Consider the following 1,027-nt stretch of genomic DNA (forward strand, 5'->3'; position numbering starts at 1 on the left):
ATCAATTTACGGTGGGTGTCTTGGTAAATTGTTTGTGACGGCATCTTTTACCAATTCAAAATCAACACCCCCATGTAATTTTAAAAGTTGAGAGTGGACTTTCGAAGCAGTTACGTTTTCAACAAATCCTGTAATCAAGAATATTAATATACAAATAACAGTTAAAATCATAGGTACTCCCGTCCAATTAGCCAAGTATGATTGACAAAACCATAGGCCGCGTAACCTACGTTAATTCCCGTACCCACATCACCACCAACCCCATCAGGAGTAAATGTTATATCACCTTTTCCTGCTAAAGCTCCTAAACCTCCAACACTACCACTGAAGCCCTCCAGCGTATATGAATCCCCCTGCCATGTACCGACTGAATAATTCATTCCCCCTCCAAGTCCAGCAAAGCCGCCCCCTGACATAGTGAAAAATGTGCCTATTTCATAAAATTTTGAAAACGCTAAAGTAACCGTGGATTCAATTCCTACTCCGAGAACACCTGCCGTTAGAGAAACATCAAATTTCACATTTGTGCCTTGCCTTAATTTTTCTGTAATCGAATCTGCCACATCTTCAAATTTATCAACAGCATAGTCATGAAGCTCTTCAGGTTTATGTTTAATATAGCCCAGTATTTTCTTGCCTGATTTTATTACTCTGGATTTCACAGATTGATGGTGATATTCATCATTAAACATCCGTGAGAAAGCACCTGTTGTAGCACCATTTGCAAACTTACCACCACTAAGTTTAGATGCCGTACCTCCGACAACTGCCGCAGCAGCAATTCTACCAACACTTAACCTACTTCCTTTATCAATACCATTTATTGATGGTGCTAATAACAATTTATGATGGGTGTCTGTTAAATTGTTGAAATACAATGGTAATATTTGGTATCAGATAAACTCATTTGTCTTTTTCGTGCTGTTGCCATGAGGGAAAGCGCCTATCTTTTAAGCTGAATTTAAAAGATAGGCAATGAATGAAGAACAATCAATTTTGGGTGTCTTGTTAAATCTTATCCAAGCGG

At 38.6% G+C, this 1,027-nt stretch carries 1 protein-coding gene; it reads right to left on the reverse strand.

Features of this window, described 5'->3' with window-relative positions; translation table 11 throughout:
* Window positions 1-167 precede the first annotated feature (167 nt).
* On the reverse strand, window positions 168-842 hold the full coding sequence (locus tag J8L98_RS24415; RefSeq protein WP_210998655.1) for a hypothetical protein: 675 nt from the start codon (window positions 840-842) through the stop codon (window positions 168-170).
* Between the last annotated feature and the right edge of the window lie 185 nt (window positions 843-1,027).

This window comes from Pseudoalteromonas sp. MMG013 (assembly GCF_018100885.1).
GTDB classification, from domain to species: Bacteria; Pseudomonadota; Gammaproteobacteria; order Enterobacterales; family Alteromonadaceae; genus Pseudoalteromonas; species Pseudoalteromonas aurantia.